Genomic DNA, 16,197 nt, shown 5'->3' with positions numbered 1-16,197 from the left:
TCCTGATGTGAAGTCTTAAAAAACTGACTGTCAGCTTTTTGAGTTTTGGGATATTGTCTCACATTTTCGAGGGATACGGAAGGTGGGTGGTCGTTGAGCGCTTACGATTGAACGCCTTGATGACCTCAATCCCATTGATGTACTCCACAGTGGTGGCGCTCATATACTTACTTGCCTGAACAACAGCACCGTATTTTTTAGGGTATTCCTTCATCTGGGCCATGTAACAGAGCATCCCGATAGGTATCGTAATCAGGGATATCAGTGCCATTCTCCAATCCAACACAAACAGGTAAATAATGATGGCGATGGGGACAAGCAGGTTAGAAGTCATTTCCGGGATGATATGTGCCAGAGGGACTTCCATTTGCTCTACACGCTCTACCATTGTGGTTTTCAGCCGTCCTGAAGGTGTATCCGTCAAATATCCCATAGAAACACGCGTTAATTTATCCGCAACCGCCTGTCGTATTTCTGAAAGCACATGGAATGTCGCTTCATGGGAACATCTGGTTGAGAGGCCGTGAAAAACAGACTTCATCAGGTAAGCAATAAGGGCAACAATCCCCCAAGTCAAATAAGTAGAATAATTCGTTTCACCTCCAATCAGCAAATTTACAATCCTTGCCACAGCGAAATATGGCACGATACCACTTGTGACGCTGATAACAGCAAGAATGATAGAGAGCAAAAAGCCTGATTGATGCGGTTTAATGAATGTCATCAAATTTACAGAATCTTTTTGTCGCTGCATACAATTCCCTCCTTTTGGTTAGCAGAACCTAACCATGGGTCAAAAGTAAAAGCCGACAATCCACAGGATTTATCCTGTAAATTATCGGCTCTGCGTCTTGGCGTCTGGCTCTGATAATATGATGCTTTGTCCCTGCACATCTACGATGTGTTCTTTTCCGCATTTAGGACAAAATAGCGGAAAGTGTTTGAGAACAGTATCCGGATTTACTTTCGTGCGGGTTTTGTTGCCGCAGGTAGGACAGTGAATCCAACCGTTGCGGTCAATCCAACCACTCATACGACATCACCTCCATCCGTAGAAAAGATGGTCTGCCATCCAGCGGTATAGAAACGCCGCATTTTGCGGATATGCTCCAATGCCTGGGCTTTTGGCATATCGTGAATAATAACCTCAAACATTCCCGTATAGAAAGCACTGGAAAGAAGATGATTTAGTTCCGGCGTGAGTCGGCCGCTTGTTATTGCATCATTTCCAGATGCCTCAATATACTTTGCGGTACATTCTGTATCAAGCTCAACAACACGATGAATGAACTCTTGATAGACACTATTCTCTCCACTGGTAAGCAACAGCTTAAATTCATCGAAATGATCGTAAAGATAGTCCACTACTTTAGGAAAGCCATCATTGGAATATCGAAGCATTTGCTGTGTCTGCTCATTACCTGGCATCGTGGTAAACCCGGATAATACGGTTTGTAACAATTCACAAAAGCCGTCCGCCGCCGGTTGAACCAGGGACCGATATAGGCTTTCTTTATCAGGGTAGCGAATATAGATTGCGCCTTTACTCGATCCAGCCTTTTCTGCAATTATCCGGAGAGAAGCATTTTCATATCCATTTGCTAAAAACTCCTCTTTAGCACATTCCATGAGCTTTTCAGTCACTCCCGCCACTCTTTTTGCCATAGTTCGCCTCCCTTTATTCAAGACCATTAGTTTCAATCCGTCGGTCTTAATATAGCACAAAGCATTTTGGCAGTCAATAGGGAATTTGCTTCATTCTCCACTTTGGCCAAAATCTTCGTTTCGAATTGTAGTATTAGTAGAGGGGAAAACGGTTGGAGAGAAACGATAGCAAGCACAGCCAGTGAGTACCCACTGGCGGATTTTTGATTTAGGGGGACCCCTGCCCCTAAATCGAAAAATTGCTTGCTGGGATAGTCCCAGACCCTTATGGAAACGGAGGCGGCGCAGCATGGCAAACCGAAAGCGGAATATCCAGATGAAGTTTTGGGTGACAGAGGAGGAAAAGCGGCTCATTGAGGAGAAAATGGCCCAGCTCCACACAAAGCGGAGCGGCGCCTATCTCCGCAAAATAGCGATTGATGGGTACATCATCCAGGTGGACACCACCGACATCAAGGAGATGACCCGCGCCCTCTCCGCCATCGGCCGGAACATCAACCAGATCGCCAAGCGGTTGAACGCCGGCGGTCCGGCCTACCAGGCCGACATGGAGGAGATCCGGGAGAGGATGGAGCAGATATGGCAGTTACAAAGACGCATCCTATTAAGTCAACGCTGAAAGCGGCCATTGACTATATCTGCAATCCCGACAAGACGGATGGAAAACTGCTGGTGTCCTCCTTCGGATGTACTGCGGAAACCGCTGACATCGAATTTGACTGGACCCGCCGCCACGCCATCGACAAGGGAACGAACCTGGGCCGGCACCTCATCCAGGCGTTTGAGCCTGGGGAGGTCACGCCGGAGGAAGCCCACCGGATCGGCATGGAACTGGCGCGGGTGGTCCTGGGCGGCAAATATGAATTTGTCCTCACCACTCACATTGACAGGGACCACGTCCATAATCACCTAATCTTCAATGCGGTCAGTTTCCAGGATCACAGGCACTACCACTCCAACAAGAGAAGCTACCATGAGATTCGCCGCACCAGCGACCGTATCTGCAAAGAGCATGGCCTGTCCGTCATTGTCCCCGGTCAAGACAAGGGCAAGAGCTACATTGAGCATCAGGCGGAACAGAGCGGCACCAGCTACAAGGCGAAGCTCCGCTCCGCCATCGACCGGCTTCTGCCCGGCTGCACCGATTTGGAGGACCTGCTCCGTCGCCTCCAGCGAGAAGGGTACGAACTGAAACGGGGCAAGTACATATCCGCCAGGGCTCCGGGTCAGGAGCGGTTCACCCGGTTGAAAACCCTGGGTGCGGACTATGCGGAGGAAGCTCTGACCGCCCGGATCGCCGGCAGGCCAGGTCCTTCCCGCCAGCCGAAACAACGCACCGGGAGGCCCAGCCTGCTCATCGACATCCAGAACAACATTAAAGCCCAGCAGAGCGCCGGCTACAAACATTGGGCAACTATTGAGAACCTAAAGCGGGCAGCGGAAACGCTGAACTTCTTGACAGAGCATGGTATTGGAAGTTTAGAGGAATTGTCCGAGCGGTGCGATGGGGCAACGGCCGCCACCGCCAGGGTAAAGGAGGATCTCCGGGCAGTCGAAAAGGAAATGGAGCGGCTGACCCTCACCATGAAGCACGTTGCCACCTATCGTCAGCTTCGCCCCATGTATGACCAATACCGCCAGTCCAGAGACAAGGAGAAATTCCTCCGTGGGCATGAGAGTGAGATCATTCTGTTCGAGGCGGCGGCAAGGGAGCTGAAACGGTTGAACGCCGTACCCTTGCCCGCCGCCCAGCGGCTCCGGGCCAAAATGGATAAACTCACCGCCAGGCGGACCGCCCTGCAATCGGAATATCGAAAAGCTCAACGGGAGGAGCGGGAGTACGACACCCTTCGTCAGAATGTGGAAGCCTTGTTGGAAAAGCCGAGAGAGGTGGAACCACAGAGGCAGCGGAGCAGCGAACTGGAATAGGGGCGGTTGTGCGCTTTTCCAGACTTTTCAAAAGCCCCTGGGCTTGTTTGAATTTTGCCTGTATAATGGATATATGAATGGAGGTGGCGCACATGACGAAAACCGAGGCCATCAAGGATTTTTTCAAGAAGGCAGTTTTGCCCGTTGCCATCGCCGGGTTTCTGTACTGCATTTTCAAATCTGCCTGCGTAAGGGATGGAAAGCTGGATCTTCTCTGGCTCTGGATACTCTGCGGCCTGCCCTTCGGCATCCATCGGATGTGCGTCTGGATCGTGCCGGGCGGCGGCTCCCTGGGCGGCGGCGCCGCGCTGTTCGCGCTGAACTTCATCATCGGAGGCCTCATCGGGGGCTTCGTCCTGGTGTGGCGCCTGCTGGTGGCGGCGTGGTATGTGCCCCTCACCATCTACCGCCTGATCGTGGGATATTGAGATGGACAAATGATAGAGAGCCGGCTGGAATTGACCAGCCGGCTCTCCTCATGGTGTCCGATCCAGAATAAATTTTGTTACCAGATCCGCGTACTCATCCAACCGCACCATCAGCGCCAGGTGCCCGCCGGTCAGGTCGGTGACCACCGTGGGACTTGACATCAGGGCGATCAGGTCCTCCCGGCAGGCCGGGAGGAAAGTGGCGGTGAGATAGGCCCGGCGAAACTCCGCAAGCGTCATCAAATCTTCCTCTTTCTATTTTCCCTGCCGTTCTTTGTCCCAACGGGAACCCTTTTTGCAGATATAAAAGTCACAACAGTCTCCGCCGGCAGCCAGTGTTTTGGTACGGTAGAGCCGCCCACCCATCCAGTCGACGGACATCGTGTCCAGAGCGCATAGATAGGGAACCAGATGAGGAAGGCCCTCCTGTCGGCCCAGGGCACACAGACCGCACTGGTGGTAAAGGATCGTATATTCCTCTGCATCCCGGCCGAAGATAACCTCGGCATTCCACTGAAAGGGGTTTCTATCTGCATCCGCCAAAGATGCAGTCGCTGCTCGCTTATATTGACCCTTCAATGTAAATGCAGTCTTGGCTTTGCCCCGGAAGGCGGCCACAACCAGAGGAGAACGCATACTGGCACTTACCATGCCCTCAAAGCACTTTTCACTCATTTTTTCTTCTGCCGCCTTATAGATAGACAGCCATAGAATTCCACCAGTCAGGCAGACCCGCAACGGGTTTTCCATCATGGAGCCAATATCCGGGGTACGGGATACCATTTGCCGGTAAATCTGCTTAGAGAGCTGCTTCAACGCAGAAATATCCCATCCCAACTCCTGCCTGCCAGATACCGAAATGCGGCAGGAGCGATGACAGCCCACATCAGCCTTTCACAATATGTATAGGTCATGACAAACCTCCGTCTTACTTCCGCCCCACCAGCATCCGGGAGTCGCCCAGCATCATCATGCCCGCCCGCCGGCGGGAGCCGAAGGCCTCCGTGGCCGTGTCGATGAGGCGCACGTCCTCATAGCCCATGTCCCGCAGCTTTTGGACAAAGGCATCCATGTCCCCGTACATTTTTGGCTTCATGTCATCGTTGAGCGCAAAGACGCCGCCCTTTTTCAGCACCCGCAGGGTCTCCAACAGCAGAGCCTGCTTGTCCGCACCCATTACATTGTGGTAGACATAGTTGCTCACCACGGCGTCGAAACTCTCATCAGGGAAATCCAGCTTGTTGGCATCCCCGTGCCGGAACGCACACCTGAAGCCGACGCCCTCGCTCTCGGCATTTTTCTCGCACATGGCCTGACCATAGCCGTAGACCACACCCCAATAGTCCATGCCGGTGATTTGGGCGTCCGGCCAGGTGAGAGCCGCCCGTATGCTCAGTGCGCCGGAGCCGCATCCAACCTCCAGAAGTTGTCCCTGCCCGTCAAAATCCAGATGGGAGAGGACGACCTTATGGACCCGCTCCATCATTCCTCCGCCGCCGAAAGCGTACTGTTTCCGTATCCATGCACACCAGATCAGCAGGGCAAGCAGCGCCGCTGCGGCAACAGAGAACAGGATGCCGAGCGCGGCAATATGAAACATGGAAAAGGATAGCGCTGCCAGCACCGCCGACAGGGCCAACAGCCCACCGATTATGTAAAAAACCGGGTTGGACATCCAGCTTCCGTAGTCCTCGCCGTGGGTGCCGAGTCGGATCATTTTTTGTTGCTTTTGATGTTGTTTCATTTGAACCATCTCCTATCCTATCTTTTGCAATAACAGCCCCAATCCCGCCTGAGCCGCCGCCATGAGCGGGCACAGCAGCAGCGGCCATTGGAGCAGGTGCTCCGGCAGCGCATAGCCCTTCATCCAGTCTGTGAACGCATAGCCGGGATGTCCCTCTGTACCAGGGATCACAAAACGGTCTTTCGCTTTTTTCTGGATCAGCCACACATCCAGAAAAAGAAGATCGCCTATGTTGATCATCATCCACTGGATGTATCCCATCAGGGCTAGACGCCAGAATCCGGTTGTCCCGCCCTCCACAGCGCTGACCGCACCATAAAGAAGGAGAGGCAGCAGCTCTCCAAAGCAGATCCAAAGCCAGTAAAAACGGTTTTCCTCTTTGGTAGGCGGCTCGTTCGCCGCCTTGATGATGGCGGGCGGATAGCTGGGAAACATCAGCCGGGGCTGATACAGCGCCACCGTAGCGGCAAACAGGTTAAAGTAGGCCGCCATGGCAAGCCCGTCCAGGATGGTGCGCGTCCAATTCATGGAAATTCTCCTGCCCTCCTGCGTTTTTCATAAGGAACTCTCTGTTATGGATTTGCCCCGTATTCTACCGGATCGCCAGCGCACAGAGCCAGTGCTTTTTGGCGTCTTTATCCATGATGACCTTAGAAAAACCAGCCTTGGTGAGAAAACGGGTAAGTTGGTCTCCATTGTAGATTCTCATCCCATCAATGACAGAAAGCCATTTGTTGTCCTGGGAGTTTTCCCCGTCCGACTCATTGACGATTAAAAAAATGCCGCCTGGTTGCAGGGTGCGGTACACCTCCCGGAAACTCTCCACCGGGCCAGGCCAGAAATATACGGTTTCAAATGCGGTCGCCAGATCAAACGAACCATCCCCAAAGGGGAGGCGGGATACATATCCCTGCAAAATCTGGCAGCGGCCGGCTTGCAGGCCCTCACGATTGACCCTCTTAGCCTTTTCCACGGATATTTCTGAATAGTCCAGAGCAGTAATAGTTGCAGCTGGATATTTTCGCAGAAGCGCCCGAATATTCCGACCGCCGCCGCAGCCCAGCTCCGCGATTTGAGAGGGGCCGGTTTCCGGCAAATGGCTGAGGCCCCAGTCCGCCAGGGCAGCATGGGCGTGATTCATGCCGTCCACCATGCACCTGCCAAGCAGCCCTTCCGGCTTGCGGGTATTATTAAAAAAAGTTTTCCATATCCCCATAACTGCCTCCATATATCGAAATTAAGGTTAGCGGTAGCTAACCGCACTTATTATACATCCTATCTCGCAGAAGCGCAACACAAAGAACATTTTCAGCCATTTTGCACGATGAAAATGTGGAAAACGGCCGCTCCGCCGATGGAAAACAGACATTCATGGTCCGATGAAAAAGTCGCCGGCTTTCCCACAGCCCGCAACCATCGTTTCCCACAGCTCCACAGACATGGCCGTTTACGCACATTCCCACAGCGCCTGCTGCGGCGAATATCTTTCCTGTCCGATCCTGATTGAAAGAGAAAAAGAGAACAAAAAAAGAATGGGAGCGCCAACCTCGGATAACTGCATCCGATGTTGACGCTCCCATTTTGCTTGATAAAAGGTGAAAATCCGGCGTTTTTCCTATGCAGAAACGCCCTGCCGCTCCACATGGGAAATCATACTGCCCTTACACGGAAAAACCACCACAGGCGGTTTCTTCGCCTATTTTGAACCCTAATTCCCGCACTTTTTGGAACGGAGGGAAAGATAGTGCGGGCAGGACACCACCACCGCCCGGAAACTCTGCTTGCAGGGATGGACGCAGCCCTTGCATAGCTTGTTATACTGGCGTCTGCCGTTCTCGCCCAGGAAGAACGCCCATTCCAGACGCCATTTCTTGCTCCGGCTCATAAGTTATGCTCCGGGGGCTTCTTCTGATGAGCCTTGTCCGGGGGCTTGCGCTCGCCGCACTCCCGCTTTGCGTCCTCCAGCCGTTCCCGGATAGAGGGCTTTTTCTCCGGCGTGGTTCTGCGTGCCTCATCCTGGGCTTTCTCCAGTTCCTCCCCACGGCGGCCGTTGTTGATGATCCCGTCAATCATCCCATAGTCGTCCTCCAGTGTCATTTCAGCGGTGCGGAGAGGGTTCTCCGGCTCCACCGGCAGGGCGATGATCTGACCGTTCAGGTTGATGAACTGCTCCGGCTGCTTGAAGTGCTCCATGTACTTCTGCGCCAGTTCCGGGGGCAGAGAGGTGAAGGACTCCTCGCCGAGACCCACCACCAGGAAGGTGCCTGCTACAATGTCGTAAATCTCCCCATGCTCGTCCCGGAGGGAACGGTTCAGGTCCAGGCCTATGAGCTTGCCTTCGTCGTTCAGCACCAGCCCCACCGGATCATCAAAGGGATAGGAGGCGGCAATGTCGCCACCCACCTCCGCTTGCAGCGCATGGAGGCCGGGGGCGATCTCTTTCACATAGGGCTCCTTCATGGGCTCCACCACCAGGACAGTCAGCTTCTCCGGCGCGGTATGTGCGGGAGCGTCTCCGCTGGGGATGGCAAAGGCGCGGCTGCCGTTGGCCATGATGAGATACTTTCCGTCCTCGGACTCGTGGTGGAAACCGTATCCGACGGCCTCCATCTGTTCCTGGCTCATATCCGTCACATGGAAGGTCCCCCTGGGGGTCCGCACCGTTTCGCCGGTCTCTCGGTCATCCGGAGTGGGCGCCGCTTGCTGGCCGTACAACTCCGCCTCATACTCCTGGTTTGCCTGCTCCGCAAAGGCCAGCATCTCGTCCACATGGGACTGATCCGGGTTTTCGATGGCCTCCCGGATCGCCTGGGGGTCTACATCCAGAAATTCCTCATAGCCGGCAGCGTCCTTGAACTTCTCAATCTCCGAAGGAAGATAGTCCTCCTGGGTCTGTCCCAGAGCGGCCAGCTTCTCGTCCAGGGCAGAGATACGCCCAGCCATCAGATTTTCGTAGATTTCTTCCTTCGCAGCGTGTTCCTCCGGGTGCTCGGCGGCATACTGCGGGTCGTGCTGCCGGAAAAACTCGTCCATATCATAGGCAAGGTCGGTTGCCATATCCGACTTTGCACTTTCGTCCAGAAATTCTTGTTCCTCTTGTGTAACGGTCACTCGGTACTCCCACGGGATGCTCTCCCGGTGTCCATCGTACACCTCGTCGAAGCGGTCCCCGGTATCCCGCACATAGCCCAGGTCGGTGAACTGGCCGCTTTCCTCCAGGGCGATGTCCCGGCCGTAGGCCTCATAGTCGATGTAACTGCGCAGATGCTCCGGCACCTGCATAGCGTCCAGTTCCTCGATGTAATACCGGCCCAGATCATCGTGGTCGTGGATGTCGGGGTAAATGTCGTAACAGTCCAAGTTCTCCGTCAGGTTGATAAGCTCCTGAATGCTGCCCGTGTGGTCGCCGATCTCCATGGCCGCCTGGAACCGCTCATATTCATCCTGCCTCATGTCGTCCAGTTTGGAGGCCAGGTAGTTCAGCTCGTCCAGGTTGGCATACTCACCCAGCAGGTCATAGAGGCCGTCCACATAGCAGTCGTAGTCCGTGATGAACCATTCCTCATAGGTCTGCCCAAAGTCGTCTTTCGCACCAATCCCGATGCGCTCAAAGACCTTTTTCAGTTCCTCCGCCGTGGTGGGAAACTTCACCCATTCGCCCACAAGGGCGCCTTCGTTGTACTTGCCCAGGTTGGTGATGAAAGCGGCAAAGGGATAATCTTTGTCATAGTCATAATGGGGCATAGCGACACCTCCTTACAGTTCCGGCGCAGGCTTTTCCCGATGGGGCTGCGCCTTGCTCTGATTGGCACATTCCTTCCGGCTCTGTTCCAGCCGCTCCTTGATGGAGGGCTTTTTCTCCGTCTGCCTCTCCCTGGGGCGCTCATGCTCCCACTCGTCGCCGGAGAGAGTGAGATAGCCTCGGCTCGTAAAACAGCCCTGTTCCTCCTGCATGGCGTGATTGCCGAAGGGAACAGGATCAATAGCGTCCAGCAGCTCCGGGGACAGAAGGACGTCCAAATGCTGCGCCAGATAGCGCCACCCTACATCCTCCACCTTGCTGATGTTGGGCTCCAGGACAAAATACTCGGTGTTTGCGGGAAACTCCCGGAACTGCTCCAGGGTGGTCAGGCGATAGGGCGACTCCTGGACAGCAACCAGGAGGTCACGGTCCTCCGGGGAAAGTCCGGCAAGCACCTGGGCCGATGCCTCCAGTTCGCTTGCGTCACCGCCTGCGGGGAGCAGCGATTTCAAATGCTCCATGAAATTGGTTCCGGTTTTACTCAAAGACATCATCCTTTCTGAAAATGGGTAAAGAAAAGCAGGAAACCTGGAAAGGCTTCCTGCTTAACGGTGTTGTTGAGTTGATAAGTACCTGTTACTACTTCCAATCGTTCTTTCGAATAGTATAAGTGTGGCTGTTACCTGTTCGAACAACAGAACCATCTTTCAATAATTTCGATACAAAACGCATAACAGACGCTTGACTTTTCCCAAGTTGGAGTGAGAGATCTCTTACTGTGACCTCTCCATTCTTGGAAAGGAAATCCAAGACTGCCTTCTCGCCCTTGTCAATCAATTCTTGCTTTTCTGCTTTGGTGGACCTGGATTTTTTAATTACTTCATTTACAATTGCAATTTGACTTGGGTTTTTCCTTCGAGAAACATTTAAGAAAAAAGTTTCAAGATTATTGCAGATACAATCAATATACTCTTTTTCCTCGTCTAAAAGAGATTTTCCAATACCATCTTCACCAAGTTCTACGGTTCTTTTTTGCCGTGATAACCAATAATCAATGACTTTAATCTTATTTTCCACTAAATATAGTGAGTCGTCAATTACCAAAACCATTGCTTTCATTTGCCAATCATCCTGTGAAACCAAATAGGACATCTCAAGCATGCAATTTAGTGATTTTACATATTCCGCTGTAACTACAAGGATTACATTATCACACGAGGCAATTTTACCCATAAACTCATATATGTCATCATTTGCAATAAGTTGAGATTTATCCCGTTGAACATCAAATTCATCTTTAAGTTGTGTTTCAAGTTCATCTGCATATGTATTTCCATCTTTCCAGCAATATGAGATGAATAGCGATTGTTTATCCATAGAATCAGCCCCTACGCCAAATTCAAAACTATAATCCGTTGAAGTCTTAATGACTTGCTGGCATTAGTATAACAAATTTGGCGCAGTTAGGAAATAAGAATTTGCACAGGACGCATTTCAGAACTTAAGTTTGCTTTTTTACACGATAATTTACATATTTCCCGCCGGTATCGGCCAGCACGATTGTCCCGTCATAGATTTTCCCGGTACGCAGAGAGCGCAGCCCTTTGACCTTTGCCTTTCCATCTTTAAGCAATGCGGCGGCAATCTTGGAGGAAAAGACCTTCCCACGCTGCTCGAAAAAGCGGTCATTCTTCCACATGACAAATTGGCAGGAGCGGTCGGAGCAGTAAAAATTCTTTTTGCCCTCGTAGACCGGCTTGCCGCAGCGGGGGCAGAGGCCCACGGTCTCCCGCTCCGGGGCGAACAGTTTCTGACCTTCCTCGGAGATATGGGAATAGGTTTTTACCAGCTCCCGCGTCATTTCAGAGATCCCCGCCATGAAAGCGGCGGGGTCTCCCTCGCCCCTGGCGATGGCGGTCAGTTTCTGTTCCCACTCCGCCGTGAGCATGGGAGAGGTCAAAGTGTCCGGCAGGACCGTAACCAGGTTGATCCCCGCTTTGGTGGGAATCAGGCTTTTGCCTCTGCGCTCCACAAATCCGGCCGCCACCAGCTTTTCCAGGATGGCCGCCCTGGTCGCCGGGGTGCCCAGGCCCTTACGCTCTGCGTCCTCCGGCATATCCTCTTTTCCGGCGGTCTCCATCGCCGCCAGAAGGGTGTCCTCCGTGTACGCCTTGGGCGGGGCGGTGAAGTGTTCGGTAACAGAGGCATCCACCTGGTCAAAGGTCTGGCCTTCGGTGAAATTCGGCAGGGCGATGGGCTCCGCCTCGTCCTCCGGCTGCTCCTTCAGGGAGGCGCGGAAAATGTGGTCGATCTCACGCCAGCCCTCGGAGAGGATGCGCCGCCCCTTGGCGGTGAAGGTGTGTCCACCACAGTCAAAAGCGGCCGTGGCCGCTTCATACGCATAGGGCTCCGCCGCCGCGCACAGCAGCTCCCGACACACCAGCAGCAAGGTGTTCCGTTCTCCCACAGTCAGTTCGGACAGGTCGGCTTTCTCCAGCTCCAGCGTGGGGATGATGGCGTGGTGGTCGGATACCTTCCCATCATTCACCAGCGCCGCAACATCAGGGAAGAAGTCCGGGCAAGCATCGAAGGGCGGCACCTGCGCCGCCAGATGCAGGACCACGGAGGCAGTCTCCGCCATGTCAACCGTCAGATACCGGCTGTCCGTCCTGGGGTAGGTCAGCAGCTTCTTTTCGTACAGCGATTGAGCGTAGTCCAGGGTCTGCTTGGCCGTGTAGCTGAACACCCGGTTTGCCTCCCGCTGCAAGGTGGTCAGGTCGTAGAGCTTGGGCGGCGCTTCTTTCTTCTTCTCATGGGTGACGGAGATGCAACGCACCGAAGCCCCGGCACAGGCCGCCCGCAGGCTCTCCGCCTCCTCCGGGGCAGTAATCTTCTCGGACACCGCCTCGGCCCCCTCCAGCACCAGCCGCACATGATGGTATTTCTCCTTGCGGAACAGGGTGATCCTGCTGTCCCGGTCCACCAGCATGGCAAGGGTGGGGGTCTGCACCCGCCCCACATTCAGGGTGCGATGGTAGAGGACGGAGAACAGGCGGCTTGCATTGATACCAATGAGCCAGTCCGCCTTTTGGCGGCATAGCGCCGACTGATAGGCTAAACCGCAGATCTCCTCTTTGACATCGATGTACTTCCAAATCGTCCAATGGATCAGTGAAATATTCTGCTCTACCAGATGCTGCTGTTCCCTGGTGAGGGGGTGATCGAATTTCACTGGACACACCTCCCTAAGCAGCCCGGCGCTGGGCGCCGAGGAACTTTTCACACAGGTCAATGACCAGTTGACAGCGGCCCTCGGAAAACTTGGCAATATGGGCCTCGCATTCCGGAAGATCCAGTTTCGCCTGGAGCCAGAGATAGGCCTGCCGCTTGGACATCAGGCCGCTTTTCCATAGCTGATTGAATACGGCATGAGCGGCCTGCCGCTCCCGCCGCAGCTGCTTATCGGCCAGCGTCCCCATCGGCAACTGGCTGGTGCGGTGGGCGGCCACATAGGAATCGCAGGCGGGATAGTTGCCGCACACATAGAGCTTGCTCCCCGGGGCGGCCCGCTCCCCATATACCACGGAGGCCGGCCGCAGGAAAGCCCGGGCGCCGCAGTAAGGGCATTTGATGTTGACTCGTTTCATGGATAGATCCCTCCTATGTTCTTAAAGTGATGATGACAGCAGGTTCAGCGCGTCTGCAGGAGGGACGCCGGCATCCGGGATCTGCCAGAGGAGATACCTGGCGAAAATATCCCCAAAGGCGGATTCTGTCAGGTATCCCCGGCATTCCGCAGGGTCGATCTGTTCCTGTGTCAACTTTTGAAAAGCATCTACGACCATCACAACTGGTTTCCCGTCCTGATCCGCGGCCATGAGCCAGCCGGTATGGCCGCCTTGGGCGACAATATGGATGGTATTGCGCCAGTTCCCGCCGCAGGCAGATAGAAAACGGTACAGCCTCCGGGCAGATGCAGAAGTGATTTCCTTCATATACTCTTCTCCTTCAATACGCACCGCAAAACGCGGGTTTGGGCCCGAAAAAGAATGAACTTTTTGTAAACAATAAATCAGCCCCCACAAGACATGGGGGCTGAAGGATGGCATTTTAATTCCAGCTATTATCGGATTCAAATTGAAATGGAAATATGGTTTCAGCTTTATGGCATTCGGCGGAACAGTTGCTGATGGTCAAGACACCGCAAAATAATTCTTCATACATACCATTTTACCTTGTGCCCATTGTATTATCGGGCGGAATAAGATACAATAATTCAGTAATCTTGGTGAACGACCTACTCAGAGGTCAGCCAGCGTGGCAAAGCCGCTTTATATATTCCAATCAAAATATGGGGCACCAAAGACATCTGGTAGATAACTCCGTATTTTTCTACGGAAATCTTTTTGCTTGTTTTGCAGGAGGTGTATCTGAACAGGGCCATGAATAGAAACGATGAATTTATGGATGATGTCATCAAAGTTGGTGAAAATGATACTGTAGAATTCAAATCTTGGGTCAAAGCATCTGGGCACAATGAACGGGTCCGCTTAGCTGTCAATGAGTTAATCGCATTTGCCAACGCCAAAGGCGGGACTGTGTACTTCGGAATTGAGGATAGTGGCCAAGTTACTGGATGCAGCGACTATGACTGCCAAAGCTTGATCGAGGCGATTTATGACAAAACTCGGCCTCCACTGTTTACGAACATCGAAGAAATCCTATATCAAGGGCACATTGTGTTGGCTTTGTCTGTTGTGCATGATGGAAACACCTATGCCACTACGGATGGGCGGTGCTTGAAACGGCTCGGTAAGAATTCCAAGCCATACTATCCTGAAGAAATGAGCAATCGCTATACTCAGGCACAATCCCCCGATTTTTCCGGCCAAATTGTAGCCGCCAGTACGCTGGATGACATAAATCTTTTGGAGGTATATAACCTCAAAGAGAAAATTCGTATCCGCGATGCAAAATCTACACTGGCGGATATGGAAGACCTGGCTTTTCTACGAGATCTCGGCCTTATCAAACAGGATCAAGATGTTGAGCGCCTTACCGTTGCGGGACTTCTGTTCGTAGGAAAAGAACAATCGATCAACAAACTATTGCCACAGGCAGAAGTTATCTACCTGCACTATGGTGAGCAAAATTTAGAAGAATATGATGCGCGGCTCGATATGAAGCAGCCGATTGTAACTGTTTTGGATCGACTGACGGAGCGCATTCAAACGGATAACCACATTCTCAATGTGCAGGTGGGATTGTATCGCGTTGAAATCCCCGATTTTTCGGAAAAAGTGTTTCAAGAAGCCATCCTGAATGCGCTGGCCCACAGAGATTATCAAAGTATGGGTGCGGTTTACGTCAAACAATATCCCGATAAACTGGTAATTGAAAATCCCGGCGGTTTTCTGGACGGGATAACAGAGAAAAATATCATAACTCATCCCTCTACGCCAAGGAACAAATTGATTGCTGAAACACTGCAGCGCCTGAAATATGTGCAAAGGACGGGGCAAGGCGTAGATATTATTTTCCGCGAAATGATTTCTATGGGAAAGCCATACCCAGAGTACCATGTATTTGGGGATGCAGTTTCACTTACACTCAAGAGTGCGATTGATGACCTTGGCTTTGTTAAGTTTGTTTTGCAGGAGCAGGAAAATAGGCAACGTGTCTTCTCTCTGGCAGAGCTGATGATTCTGCGCTATTTGACGGACAATAGGCGGATCAAGCTATCAGATGCACAGGAATTGACACAGATGCCAATAGACAATGTAAGAAGTAATTGCGCCGGTTTGGTTAAAGATGGTTTGATCGAAGTAGTAGGAAAAGAATATATGCTGACGGCGAAGGTTTACAATGCTGTTAAATCGGATGTTGCCTACACAAGAGACAAGTCCATCCAATATATCAGGGCTAAGAGTATGATTTTGGAGCATCTTTCTTCAAGCGGTGTTATCACAAATGAAAAAGTACAAGAGTTGTGTGGTTTTACAAGAAATCAAGCAACTGATACACTAAAAAGAATGCGTCAAGAAGGGGCCATTACTCTCTTAGGAGCGGGGAGAGGTGCAAAATACACGTTAAAGCAAGAAAACGCAGAACCCGAATCGTCAGATGGCGCGCTGTAAAAGCCATCGATGAATGCTGATAAATACGGGAAGAAATGCGGCCCCCGCATTTCTTCCCGCATTTATTAAAGCCGCATATATCCTTCAATAGTCCGGTTTTCGGAATACTCATTTCATTAAAATTTATATCATAGTCGAAATAGGTGTGGAGGTGTAACAATGGATCAAAGAGAATTAAAATACCTTCGCAGCATTGAAGATCACGCCTCCCGGACAGGATGGGTGGCCCCCCTCTCTCACGAGGATAAAGACTACCTGGCCTATCTCCGCATCGTGTGCAAACGCTACAACATCTCGCTGTCGAAAGCAACGAGAATGGAATTCGACTTTGTCACACGGGTGGCAGAAAGCGAGTTCTATCTCCAGCAGGCAAACGCTTGAACTTAGAGAGGCACCCCATTTCCGGGGTGCCTCTTGCTGTTTATATGGCTATCCAATGATCCATGCATACGCCGCTCCAAAAGTGCAGCTTGACCGCAGATGATGGTGCATCACCACCGCTGGAATGGTGCACTGCTTCCGCGGAAATGGTGCATGGCGGCCGCGGGCGTG

General features: G+C 52.4%; 20 protein-coding genes. 5 read left to right on the top strand and 15 right to left on the bottom strand.

Annotated features, from left to right (window positions below):
* Nucleotides 1-58: 58 nt before the first annotated feature.
* The 3 genes from H6B51_RS13135 to H6B51_RS13125 all read right to left on the bottom strand — a co-directional run bounded on the left by H6B51_RS13135 (nucleotide 59) and on the right by H6B51_RS13125 (nucleotide 1,665).
* Complete coding sequence (locus tag H6B51_RS13135; protein WP_243421300.1) at nucleotides 59-754, bottom strand: ABC transporter transmembrane domain-containing protein; 696 nt, start codon at nucleotides 752-754, stop codon at nucleotides 59-61.
* Between the two features lie 81 nt (nucleotides 755-835).
* Nucleotides 836-1,033 (bottom strand): cysteine-rich KTR domain-containing protein, encoded by a 198-nt coding sequence (locus H6B51_RS13130; protein WP_087221884.1) that lies wholly within the window; start codon nucleotides 1,031-1,033, stop codon nucleotides 836-838.
* On the bottom strand, nucleotides 1,030-1,665 hold the full coding sequence (locus H6B51_RS13125; protein WP_087221886.1) for a TetR/AcrR family transcriptional regulator: 636 nt from the start codon (nucleotides 1,663-1,665) through the stop codon (nucleotides 1,030-1,032). The genes H6B51_RS13130 and H6B51_RS13125 overlap by 4 nt, the downstream gene beginning before the upstream one ends.
* A gap of 289 nt (nucleotides 1,666-1,954) precedes the next feature.
* Between H6B51_RS13125 and H6B51_RS13120 the strand changes: the two genes are divergently transcribed.
* The 3 genes from H6B51_RS13120 (at nucleotide 1,955) to H6B51_RS13110 (ending at nucleotide 4,022) form a co-directional block, all read left to right on the top strand.
* Entirely contained in the window at nucleotides 1,955-2,284 is a 330-nt protein-coding gene (locus H6B51_RS13120) for a plasmid mobilization protein (RefSeq protein WP_204884124.1), read from the top strand.
* A complete protein-coding gene (locus tag H6B51_RS13115) occupies nucleotides 2,245-3,594 on the top strand; it encodes a relaxase/mobilization nuclease domain-containing protein (protein ID WP_204884123.1) in 1,350 nt (449 codons plus the stop codon). Before H6B51_RS13120 ends, H6B51_RS13115 begins: the two co-directional genes overlap by 40 nt.
* 92 nt (nucleotides 3,595-3,686) lie before the next feature.
* Nucleotides 3,687-4,022, top strand: a complete 336-nt coding sequence (locus H6B51_RS13110) for a DUF6050 family protein (RefSeq protein WP_204884122.1) — start codon at nucleotides 3,687-3,689, stop codon at nucleotides 4,020-4,022.
* Nucleotides 4,023-4,070: 48 nt separating this feature from the next.
* Here H6B51_RS13110 and H6B51_RS13105 read toward each other — a convergent pair whose 3' ends face one another.
* The 12 genes from H6B51_RS13105 to H6B51_RS13050 all read right to left on the bottom strand — a co-directional run bounded on the left by H6B51_RS13105 (nucleotide 4,071) and on the right by H6B51_RS13050 (nucleotide 13,503).
* Entirely contained in the window at nucleotides 4,071-4,262 is a 192-nt protein-coding gene (locus H6B51_RS13105) for a hypothetical protein (RefSeq protein WP_204884121.1), read from the bottom strand.
* A gap of 15 nt (nucleotides 4,263-4,277) precedes the next feature.
* Nucleotides 4,278-4,859 carry an L-2-amino-thiazoline-4-carboxylic acid hydrolase gene (locus H6B51_RS13100; protein WP_204884120.1) on the bottom strand — a complete coding sequence of 194 codons (582 nt, stop codon included), beginning with the start codon at nucleotides 4,857-4,859 and terminating at the stop codon, nucleotides 4,278-4,280.
* Between the two features lie 91 nt (nucleotides 4,860-4,950).
* A complete protein-coding gene (locus tag H6B51_RS13095) occupies nucleotides 4,951-5,766 on the bottom strand; it encodes a class I SAM-dependent methyltransferase (RefSeq protein ID WP_204884119.1) in 816 nt (271 codons plus the stop codon).
* 12 nt (nucleotides 5,767-5,778) lie between these two features.
* Nucleotides 5,779-6,294 (bottom strand): hypothetical protein, encoded by a 516-nt coding sequence (locus H6B51_RS13090; RefSeq protein WP_204884118.1) that lies wholly within the window; start codon nucleotides 6,292-6,294, stop codon nucleotides 5,779-5,781.
* A gap of 64 nt (nucleotides 6,295-6,358) precedes the next feature.
* Entirely contained in the window at nucleotides 6,359-6,982 is a 624-nt protein-coding gene (locus tag H6B51_RS13085; RefSeq protein ID WP_204884117.1) for a class I SAM-dependent methyltransferase, read from the bottom strand.
* Between the two features lie 492 nt (nucleotides 6,983-7,474).
* On the bottom strand, nucleotides 7,475-7,651 hold the full coding sequence (locus tag H6B51_RS13080) for a hypothetical protein (RefSeq protein ID WP_204884116.1): 177 nt from the start codon (nucleotides 7,649-7,651) through the stop codon (nucleotides 7,475-7,477).
* On the bottom strand, nucleotides 7,648-9,510 hold the full coding sequence (locus tag H6B51_RS13075) for an antirestriction protein ArdA (RefSeq protein WP_204884115.1): 1,863 nt from the start codon (nucleotides 9,508-9,510) through the stop codon (nucleotides 7,648-7,650). The genes H6B51_RS13080 and H6B51_RS13075 overlap by 4 nt, the downstream gene beginning before the upstream one ends.
* A 12-nt stretch (nucleotides 9,511-9,522) precedes the next feature.
* The gene (locus H6B51_RS13070) at nucleotides 9,523-10,059 is read right to left on the bottom strand and encodes a hypothetical protein (protein WP_204884114.1); all 537 of its coding nucleotides are present in this window, start codon (nucleotides 10,057-10,059) and stop codon (nucleotides 9,523-9,525) included.
* 88 nt (nucleotides 10,060-10,147) lie between these two features.
* On the bottom strand, nucleotides 10,148-10,885 hold the full coding sequence (locus tag H6B51_RS13065; RefSeq protein ID WP_204884113.1) for a TIR domain-containing protein: 738 nt from the start codon (nucleotides 10,883-10,885) through the stop codon (nucleotides 10,148-10,150).
* 124 nt (nucleotides 10,886-11,009) lie between these two features.
* Nucleotides 11,010-12,680, bottom strand: a complete 1,671-nt coding sequence (locus H6B51_RS13060; protein ID WP_243421301.1) for a DNA topoisomerase — start codon at nucleotides 12,678-12,680, stop codon at nucleotides 11,010-11,012.
* A gap of 73 nt (nucleotides 12,681-12,753) precedes the next feature.
* Complete coding sequence (locus H6B51_RS13055) at nucleotides 12,754-13,155, bottom strand: zinc-finger-containing protein (RefSeq protein WP_204750570.1); 402 nt, start codon at nucleotides 13,153-13,155, stop codon at nucleotides 12,754-12,756.
* 21 nt (nucleotides 13,156-13,176) lie between these two features.
* Nucleotides 13,177-13,503, bottom strand: a complete 327-nt coding sequence (locus H6B51_RS13050; protein ID WP_204884112.1) for a hypothetical protein — start codon at nucleotides 13,501-13,503, stop codon at nucleotides 13,177-13,179.
* A 447-nt stretch (nucleotides 13,504-13,950) separates the two neighbouring features.
* Between H6B51_RS13050 and H6B51_RS13045 the strand changes: the two genes are divergently transcribed.
* Together H6B51_RS13045 and H6B51_RS13040 are read left to right on the top strand one after the other, a co-directional pair.
* Entirely contained in the window at nucleotides 13,951-15,645 is a 1,695-nt protein-coding gene (locus tag H6B51_RS13045) for an RNA-binding domain-containing protein (protein WP_204750568.1), read from the top strand.
* Between the two features lie 159 nt (nucleotides 15,646-15,804).
* A complete protein-coding gene (locus H6B51_RS13040) occupies nucleotides 15,805-16,026 on the top strand; it encodes a hypothetical protein (RefSeq protein ID WP_204884111.1) in 222 nt (73 codons plus the stop codon).
* Nucleotides 16,027-16,197: the final 171 nt, after the last annotated feature.

Origin of the sequence: Pseudoflavonifractor phocaeensis, assembly GCF_016901955.1 — a bacterium.
Lineage (GTDB): Bacteria > Bacillota > Clostridia > Oscillospirales > Oscillospiraceae > Flavonifractor > Flavonifractor phocaeensis_A.
The sequence above is the reverse complement of the archived record's forward strand: the minus strand, read 5'-3'. Positions and strand labels throughout refer to the sequence as shown.